Genomic DNA, 9435 nt, shown 5'->3' with positions numbered 1-9435 from the left:
AACGAACAATTGAGTCAACAGTTTTATCCTTGAGGATTTTGAAAACTTTCTGAGCAATATCCTCTGGTTTCTGAACCACCGATTTTAAATTTTTTAGATCATATTCATTGAATTTTTCAAAAGCGAGTTTTTTTACTCCGTTATATCCATCATCAAGGGCAGCAACGATACCGTTAATCTGCCACGCTTCCGGCTTCGGCTTAGGCGCTTCTTTCGCACTTACCCAAGGCAAGGCGAAGAGGAGAGTCAACAGCAGGATAAAGGGAAAAAGGAAAAAGGGCGACGATCGCTTTTTAATTATGTGCAGATACATTTGTATAATTCGTAATTCGTAATTCGTAATTCGTAATTTATTTAGTAAGGCTGTTTTACTAGTAAATCAGGAACCGCTACAGTTATCTTGTTACTGTCTGATAACTCAACCTAGCTAGAAATGGAATATTAATGTAAATACTACAGGAACTTAAAAAGATACGCCCAGAGTATAATAATCAGCTTCCTTGAGCGATGGTGCGACGCCGAATAGCCCGTCGTAGACATCGCCTACTCAAACCACTGCACGAGATAATAACAATACCTCGTTCAATTGTTAGCGATCGTCAATGTCCTTTGATAACCTCTGCAAACTCCTGTCCGAAAAACATCCTGCTACCTTTGCCAGTTGGGTTTTGGGTACACCGCAAACTAGCGTCAAAGTCCTGAAAACCGAATTGAGCATTGAACCAATTCGCGCAGATTATGTAACATTTTTACAACTACAAGGACGCATTCTCCATCTGGAATTTCAAACCAAACTAGAATCAACGCCACCCCTACCCTTGCGGATGCTAGATTATTGGGTACGCTTGTATCGTTTGTATCGCCTACCAATAACGCAAGTTGTCGTATTATTGCTTCCCCCTTCACCAGAAACAGTAATTGAAACTGCCTTGAGTGTCGAAACTACTCATCACGAATATCGCGTGATTCGCTTATGGGAAGAAAATCCTGAACCATTCCTGAACGATCCAGCTTTGTTACCACTAGCACCACTGGCCGCAACCACGCAACCTCAAGCCTTGTTGCAACAAGTTGTGGTCAAAGTTAATCAAATTGAGCCAAGACAACGACCAGAAATTTCCGCTTACACCCAAATCTTAGCGGGATTAAAATACAATCAGGACTTAATTAGACAACTGTTTCGGGAGGGTATGATGCGCGAGTCAGTAATTTATCAAGAAATTCTTGCTGAAGGCGAACAACGCGGCGAACAACGCGGCGAACAACGAGGCAGGGAAGAAGGACGAAAGGCAGAAGGACAATTGCTAATTCTCCGTCAACTGACTCGACAGGTGGGAGAATTACCCCAAGAGGTACTAGACCGTATTGAAACTCTCTCTTTAGAACAATTAGAAAATCTCGGTGAAGCATTGTTGGATTTTCAGGCGATCGCGGATTTAGAAACCTGGTTTAGTACATTAGACGTAGGAGTGAAAATGACGTAGGTACAATTTATGAATTATGCCTACCAAGGATTTCGGGCAACGCATAATTAATTTCACTCCCATGTCTATTAGATGAATTTTCCATTTGAGCCAATGTCTGATGGCGCTAGGGGAAAAAATAGTTTCAGAAGAACGAAAGCGAGTTGAGCTTGTCAGATTGCCACATTAAAGCTCAATTAACTTGAAGCCCCAAGGTTTAAGAGCCGCTAGAGCTATTTCTGGATTTACACCTTCATAAACCTCCCATTCCAAGGGATGCTCTTTAGGATGTCCGTCGCCGACATTACCTGCAACTTTGATGATCGGACAGTTAGCGATGCGATCGCGCTCCAACCCTTTTGGCAGTGCTAATTGGATTTTGTGACCGACAAATTTCGCTGTACTTTCATTAGCTACAGATTCACGGATTAAACAAATATCACCCGCAGTCCCCCAAGTAGTTTGGTAGATGTGGAGGAACGATATATAAGTTGCCGGTTTGATGGATTTTTTTAGAACGTGCATTATCTGTAATCCTTATACTATGAGTCAAAAATCATAAATCATACAAGTATTTTCTATCACGTTCGTAGGGAAGAATGTTTTTAACTAACATTTTGCACCTAGCCCAGGTGATTATAAATCGTCTGGTGGAGTATAGCGGTTTTCAGTAAGTCCAATAAGTTTACACTCTCCAAATTTAGCGTTAGCCTTTGAAAATAATATCGTACAGTGATAGCAGAATCTCCACCACAATCAGGATCACCACATACCACTCTACTCGCTGACTACTACTATGTTGCATGAACTCCAGCACCGTTTGTGCAGTTTGGGAAATTAAATCTAGTTTACGTTCTAGGGCATGGTGACGCTCACGGATTTCGTATTCATCCTCCAAGCGCAGATATAAGTTTTCTAGCTGTGGGGATTCCCAGAGTAACTCCGGCTTATCGATGATCTCTACTCGACCGACAATCTTATGTTGAACTAACAGAGTAGTCCCCAGTTGACGCAGTAATTCCCGGCTCTGGCGTCTACTCCTGTTTTCACGCTGGAGACTAGCTGCAAACGGTTCAATTTGATCAAATACAGTCGCTAGGCTGGTTTCATAGTGAGACAGTACAACGCTCTTGGCGAGAATATCAGCCACTATCTGCAAGCGTTCTACACTAAATTCATGCAGCAAAATTTTTCCTTCCTTAGCTCGTTCACTCTCTGCAATATTGAGATGAACTTCCACCTCTTCTGTTTCCGGGTTGGCAAAAGAGCCACTAACTTGAGAGGATAGTTTGGTCAAGAAGGCTACCTTTTCCACAGGCTCAAGGTTAAACAGGACAACTGCACCATAGCCCAGTAGTACTGCACAGCCGTGTTCACCTACTGTAACCATTAGTGGCATAGTCGCCAAGCACACGTAATTCTCCAACATCTGTAAGTTAATATCTTTACCAAGGAATAGGGCCTGCGCTCTAAATCTATCTCTGTCATTAAAAAGGAGTTTTTGCATTGTCGCTTTATGCTATATTCTGCCTGCTGAACTGCTCAAGTAGCGATGTCTACGACGGGCTATTCGGCGTCGCAATTGATATCTGTTGTTAAAGGTCGCTACAATTTCAGCTTACCAATATAATCTATCCAGCACTACCTTAGAGACTTGCTTCATTTGGCAGCTATAGTACTGATATTTGATTTTAAATTTTGAATTTTAGATTTGTTTCACATAGCTTGCTTCTCGCAAAGCGAGTATAAATTCGCTTGCTCGCAATCCTTTTTAAATTTTAGACTTCAGGGTGACACTTCGGCTTGGCTCAGTGCAAAGATGCTCAGTCGAACGCTTTTGAATCTTTAATCCAAAATCCAAAATTTAAAATCTCAAATTCGGTCACGCTACAGTAAATAGCCCGTTATGACAATGGTACTGTTCTTTACCCAAAGGCAAAAGGGTGAGTAAATGAGCCAAAATGCAGTTGTCTAGTTTAATTGCGATCGCTTCCTCAATAATTGCTCTAATATCTCCAATGTGATACTTTAGCTTGGGCTGCTGATGTGGGCTAGTACCGCAAGGCGGAAGTCAAAAGTCACGCATTCAAAAGTCAAAAGTATTATGGAATAAGCTATGCAGGGATTTTAAATGGTTGCTCGTCTTGCAAAGTTTTGATGCCTGCGGCGGGCTGCGCCAACGGCGGGAACCGCCGCTCAGACTTTGCGCTATTTACGCCGTGGCGCACTAATGTAGATTTGGGCAAATTACTTAGATAAAATAACTTTCTTTTATACCTTCTTGATATCGACTTTATGATTACTACTTTTAAAAGGATTAAACTTTATATTCTAAAATAGACTTTACATATTCACTATTCTTTGGAAAAACATATTAGTCTGCTTCATCATTTCTTGAATTAAAATTCCTTGATAATACCCATGTAGTAACAGATTAAGTGATTGATATTAGAGAAGTAGTTGAAAAATAGAACTTGTCTAATATTATGAATAAAAAATGGGCTGTTAAACGACTTACAATCAATCTCACATCAGCTGAGGCTCAGAAATTGGAGAAATATTGCTCAAGCACTGGCAGACCGGCAACCGATGTAATTCGGGAATTAATTCGCTCTCTTCTGACTGAAGATGAAGAGTAAAAAACCTAAAAGGAAAGGAAATTACACTGGATAAAACTTAACCAAGAGAGGGAATGAAAGTTACAATGAGCTTGATGGTAGACAAGACTTGTCACAGATTTCGGCAAATTGGCAACTGATGTTGTGCTGTTAGGGCTTCAATAGAGATATCAACAGCGTTAGACAGTGAATAAGTTGTGCTTTGAAATACAGCTTGAACCCTGCATCACTTCTCCCGCTTTATGCCAGTTGTTGTGTGAGTGTTGTTGAACGCCTCTACATGATTGATACAGTACTCAAAAGAGTTCAGTTCCCGCTCTACAACTGGCTATAAATGACATAAAAACTACATAGAACTTGCAGGCTTCTTCGAGAATGAAGCATTATTTGCGTTTTGGAGTAGAGAGCGATCGCATTGCGATCGTGCCCTCTTGCCCAATACTGTAGTCAATCGCCCAACCATAGAACCTCTCAAGAATATCGAAGCCGTGTGTTTATAAACTTGTAAATCACAAAGTACTGCGATCGCATTTATAACGGTTCTCGTTTACGTGAGGTACACCCTACACCTTGTGATATAATGTTGTACCACATCTGAATGGAAACTACTATATTCAAATCATCACGAATAGTTTGATAAGCAATTTTAAAGCGAATTTTTGCCCCAATTTTTTCTTAGGCAAGTAATCCATAGATAGAGCCTCCTTCAAAAGGAAATGTTTTATTTTCTATACTTAATAAAGCTTTTACGTAGTTCAGCCATATTGGGTAAAAACTTTATTTGTTTATGGGTAAAGCCAGGACTCAATTTTATTTCCAACTCAATATTTTTTACACCAAATCCATGATTCTAATTACAAAGAGCAGGATAAAAATAACTTTTTTTATAGCATTGCTTCCAAAATAAAAATAAAAAAATAAATTATACCTACCATTTGGAGGATTTTTGTTTCTCAATTAAATGTGCATTTAGATACAAATAAATTGTTAAAATTGATTAAAAGTCGTTTTCTGTTTGTTTTACCGTTGATTATATAGTTCTGACTTTTCACAGCATCTGAAAAAGGTCATTTTGAGGGTTTCTCAAGCCCTAATTTTATCATTAGCAGGTAAAAGTCACAGAAAGTTAGAACAAAATGTCATTATGGAACCTTCTGGAACTCTTGCTGGTTTAGACATTCTGGTAGTTGAGGATGATGATGATACTCGCTTCTTCATTACTTCTGTGTTGGAAATGGATGGAGCAAAAGTTATAGCAGTGATATCAGCAGATGCGGCACGCAAAGTATTATCTGAATTGCAACCCGATGTTTTAATTTCTGATATCGGGTTACCTGGGGAGGATGGCTACACTCTCATCCGCAAAATTCGTGCCCTCAAACCAAACAATGGTGGACGAGTCCCGGCTATTGCTTTAACAGCCTTTGCTGATAGTGAGGATCGTATCCGTGCTTTGGAAGGTGGCTTTAACACTCATGTATCTAAACCGATTGATCCTGAAGAACTAGTAGAGATAGTGGCTAGTTTGGTTGGTTCTTGTAATTGGTAATTATGAAGTGCTACTGTTCAATTACTTCCTCTTACCATTTTTCCCCATTCGTGCAACAACGCCATTTTAAGGCAGATATAGCGGTTCCCATTCAGATGCGGTACAACATTATATCGCCAGGTGTAGGGGCACGCCCTGCCGTGTCCTTACCGATGTACCTCACATAAACGAGAACCTCTATATTTACAGCAGTTTTCATGTATTTGAACCACATCTTTTGTAAGGGTTTAGCAATGCTAAACCCCTACTGCGTGGTCTATTTACCTGAAAATAGCTGTAATTTGCTATTTTTTAAAAGTTTTCTAGTAGACATCTTTGAAAAAGAATGCAGAGACGTAGCACTGCTACGTCTCTACAAGGGTTCTGGGTAACGCATATTTAATTTCAGCAGATGTCTAATGACTAAATCGGCAGGCGGCTATCCCGCACACCCCTCTTGTTGGGATGGGATTACCGCCGATTTTCTTTGATCATCTCACCGAACAAAGGCAGAGGGCAGTTCGAGCTTACGGCAGGAGGAAGAAAATATATTTTTTGCCCTCTGTCACAGGATCTCAGAGCAACTAAATTTATTTATAAAAAGCAAAAAAATATGTATTTCGATAGCGCAGCGTTAGCGACGTAGGAGCGTCGCGGAAAGTGCCGCAAGAAATACGGCGTCCTTATTAAATCCCCTAAATTTATTTATGGGGATTTCTTCTGCCTTCTGCCTCCTTAAGCGATTCCACCGTTTACACGGATATTTTGCCCAGTGATCCACCTAGCTTCGTCGCTAGCGAGGAATGCTACTACATCGGCGATTTCTTGCACATCTCCTAGTTTGCCAAAAGCAGCCATTTGGGCTAAACGATCTATCTGTTCTTGTGTTTTGCCTTCTCGAAACAGTTCTGTATCGGTGGGGCCAGGAGAAATAGCATTAACTGCGATCGCCTTTGCACCCAATTCTTTAGCTAGTACCCGTGTGATTTGTTCAACAGCACCCTTGGTTGCTACATAAGCACTATAAGTTGGCAGCATCATTGCTGTAGTTGATGAAGAAAAGTTGATAATCCGTCCCCCCTGTGCCATGTGTTGCGCGGCTTGTTGACAAGCAAAAAAAGTGCCTTTGACGTTAATGGCAAAAATCGTGTCAAAATCTTCTTCACTTACCTGATTAATTGGTTTATAGAAGGCGATTCCGGCGTTGTTGACCAAAATATCCACTTTACCAAAGCGCTCAAGCGTTTGCTCAAATAATCTTTTGATGTTGGGCACTTTGCTAATATCAGCTTGGATAGCAACTGCCTCTACTCCCAGCTTTTCAATTTCTGCAACAACTTCCTGTGCTTTGCTTGCATTTCCCGCATAGTTAACGACAATAGATGCGCCGTTACCAGCTAACTTGAGTGCGATGCCGAATAGCCCGTCGAAGACATCGCTCGTCCAATTCCCCGCGATGCACCAGTAATAATTGCAACTTTCCCAGCTATTGATGCCATAGATTAATCTGACTTTTCCCGTTAAGTCATGAAACAACGAAGCAGCAAGAGTTTCAGACTATACTTTCTTCTCAATAACTTAAAATTACTGACAATAAATTACGAGAGAATAGGGCTTTGGGCTAGGGGTATAGTAAGCGATCACTCAATCAAGGAGATAACGGGAAAAGTCAGATAGATTAATCTGGTTTTATTTTGCTTCACCAGAGTGATTATCTGCTGTTAACGTACTGTAGCAAGGTTAAATTTAGCGATCGCTATAGTTAACTTCTTGGGTGGGAATTGGTAGGAGACAAGATTGAGACTTCTCCCCTGATCCCTCCTCTCTACTCCCCTTAATTAAGATTCTGGAACGATCGCAACGCCATCCCTAAGATTGAGCAAACCTGAAATAATAACTTTATCTTCTGGCTGTAAACCTTCAATAACTTGGTAATTATTACCTTTGATTTCGCCTAGCTTCACTCGCTTTTGCCGAGCTACTTGTTGGGATACACCTTGGGGAGATGTTTCTGTTTCAACTACATAAACAAAAGTGTCTCCACCTACACGAGTCATTGCTGTTGTGGGGATTAAAATTCCGGGACGCTGATTCCAGAACACTCTAGTCCTTACCAATTGATCTGCACGTAACTGCCCGTTAGGGTTGTCAAAAAGTGCTTTGATCAGTATTCCTTGGGTTTCATTACTAGCAGTAGGTGCAATGAAAAATACCCTACTTCTACCTAGCTTTTGACCTTGTGTGTTCATAACCTCTACTGGCATTCCCTTACGCAGTTGGGGCCCTTGCTGTAATGGCACAGAGATGTTGACTTCTAAAGGTCGATTTTGCGTGATATTAACTAATTGTGTAGAAGTAGTTACTAAATTACCTACTTTCACCGCGATATTGCCAACTGTGCCACTAAAGGGGGCGGTAATTTTGTCGGACTGGAGATTCTCTTGTTGTTTTGGAATATTTACATTAGCTTGCTGCAAAGTTTTCTCAGCCTGCAATATGTTGGCTCGTTGTGCTTGAATTCTAGAATCAATTGCATCAAGATTAGCCTTAGCATTGGCAAGCCGAGCAGCAAACTGATTGCGAGTCTGTCGAGATACGGCTCCTTCCTCAGCTAGGGTGACAAATTTTTCGTAGTTCTGCTGATAAAATTGCACATTTGCAACGTAGGATGGTCGTTGTGCTTCCAGAGATTTGAGTATAGCGCGGGCATTTTCCAGTTGCACTAAAAATCCTTGAGGCGCAGCATTGCTTCCACTGACACCGACTTGTGAAGTAGGATCTACTTGGAGAATTGCCGCTCCTTGTGCAACTGGATCTCCCGATTTGACAAATATCTGGGTAACTTGGCCTTGAATCCTCGGCTGGAGCGTGACTGAGCGCTGGGATTTGAGGCTAGCAATAAAATCTGAACTTTCCTCAATAATGCCGCTTTGTACTGTCGATATTTTGACTCTTACCCCTTGAGGTTGAGCATTAGCAGTTGAAGGTGCTGAATTTTGCGGAGGGAGCAAACGCCAAACTAGAGTTGCTCCACCCCCTAACAATAGTAGTGCAGCTAAAACCCAAAGCCACCGCCGTTTTCCAGAAGGTGGCTCAAATGGGGTTTGTGGAGCTTTTTCTCCAAAATCGGTTTGAGGCTCAGGGGGTGTCATGGCTGATGAGGAACTTAAGGAACAAATTAACTACAATTCAATCAATATTTCATTTGTTGATATGGAAATTACTGATTTGGCATGAGGTTTTGTGGCAAATTATGTGTTACCCCATCCAAATATACAGTTTTGATGATTCTGCCTAAATCTACCGAAAGGTGAATCCCTAATTTTCCATCCACTTATCATAGACAAGGTTTGGTGATGCTGGCATACCCATCCCCACAGCGATCGCTGCAACAGTGGTAAAGCAGTAGCGAGGTAGGTGGCTTTAACTGAAATGTCCAGATGGTAAGGCTTATAAAAACTTTTTGGTTGACTGAATCTTGTAATAATGTAAACTTTTATTTTTATTTTCCGAACGCATAATAACACATGAAAATATTAAATTTGGTTTTTAATAAGTTAATTTTTTTAAAAGATTAATTTATTATTCACCACTCTCCAAAAGGTTTATTTTACGATTTTTCTAAAAAGTGGGAGTTGATCAAATATGCAATTGAAAACTATCGCAACAAATTTAATAAAATTTAATCGGAACGCTACACTGCTAGCAGTTGGAATAGTAGTTTCTATAGGATTACCTGCATTAGCGGCTGTTTCAAGGACTAATGTGAAACCCAATACTAGTAATTCTAGTCGTTATATTACAGGTGGGACTGAGGATAATGGTA

8 protein-coding genes and 1 pseudogene are annotated in these 9435 nt (G+C 40.7%); 4 read left to right on the top strand and 5 right to left on the bottom strand.

Translation table 11 applies throughout. From position 1 onward, the window contains the following. A pseudogene (locus ACFFAP_RS26830) lies at positions 1 to 313 on the bottom strand (HEAT repeat domain-containing protein); the annotation flags it as partial. Between the two features lie 289 nt (positions 314 to 602). Between ACFFAP_RS26830 and ACFFAP_RS26825 the strand changes: the two are divergent. Further along, entirely contained in the window at positions 603 to 1484 is an 882-nt protein-coding gene (locus ACFFAP_RS26825; RefSeq protein WP_375514085.1) for an Rpn family recombination-promoting nuclease/putative transposase, read from the top strand. A gap of 165 nt (positions 1485 to 1649) precedes the next feature. On the opposite strand, the gene ACFFAP_RS26820 is transcribed toward ACFFAP_RS26825, so the two are convergent. Both ACFFAP_RS26820 and ACFFAP_RS26815 read right to left on the bottom strand, forming a co-directional pair. Further along, positions 1650 to 1988, bottom strand: a complete 339-nt coding sequence (locus tag ACFFAP_RS26820) for a hypothetical protein (RefSeq protein WP_375514084.1) — start codon at positions 1986 to 1988, stop codon at positions 1650 to 1652. Between the two features lie 181 nt (positions 1989 to 2169). Next, a complete protein-coding gene (locus ACFFAP_RS26815; RefSeq protein WP_375514083.1) occupies positions 2170 to 2970 on the bottom strand; it encodes an RMD1 family protein in 801 nt (266 codons plus the stop codon). A gap of 979 nt (positions 2971 to 3949) precedes the next feature. On the opposite strand from ACFFAP_RS26815, the gene ACFFAP_RS26810 reads away from it, so the two are divergent. Next, entirely contained in the window at positions 3950 to 4102 is a 153-nt protein-coding gene (locus tag ACFFAP_RS26810) for a CopG family transcriptional regulator (protein WP_375514082.1), read from the top strand. 1123 nt (positions 4103 to 5225) lie between these two features. Next, positions 5226 to 5630 carry a response regulator gene (locus tag ACFFAP_RS26805; protein WP_118170624.1) on the top strand — a complete coding sequence of 135 codons (405 nt, stop codon included), beginning with the start codon at positions 5226 to 5228 and terminating at the stop codon, positions 5628 to 5630. Between the two features lie 714 nt (positions 5631 to 6344). On the opposite strand, the gene ACFFAP_RS26800 is transcribed toward ACFFAP_RS26805, so the two are convergent. Together ACFFAP_RS26800 and ACFFAP_RS26795 are read right to left on the bottom strand one after the other, a co-directional pair. After that, positions 6345 to 7145: an SDR family oxidoreductase gene (locus tag ACFFAP_RS26800; RefSeq protein ID WP_375514081.1), complete on the bottom strand. Its 801-nt coding sequence runs from the start codon at positions 7143 to 7145 to the stop codon at positions 6345 to 6347. Between the two features lie 302 nt (positions 7146 to 7447). After that, positions 7448 to 8761, bottom strand: coding sequence for an efflux RND transporter periplasmic adaptor subunit (locus ACFFAP_RS26795; RefSeq protein ID WP_375514080.1), 1314 nt, complete (start codon positions 8759 to 8761; stop codon positions 7448 to 7450). A gap of 493 nt (positions 8762 to 9254) precedes the next feature. Between ACFFAP_RS26795 and ACFFAP_RS26790 the strand changes: the two genes are divergently transcribed. Then, positions 9255 to 9435 (top strand): hypothetical protein (locus tag ACFFAP_RS26790; protein ID WP_375514079.1); only part of this gene is annotated, 181 nt, incomplete at its 3' end.

Origin of the sequence: uncultured Nostoc sp. (assembly GCF_964245575.1) — a bacterium.
Lineage (GTDB): Bacteria > Cyanobacteriota > Cyanobacteriia > Cyanobacteriales > Nostocaceae > Nostoc.
This window is presented reverse-complemented; position numbering and strand designations above follow the sequence as displayed.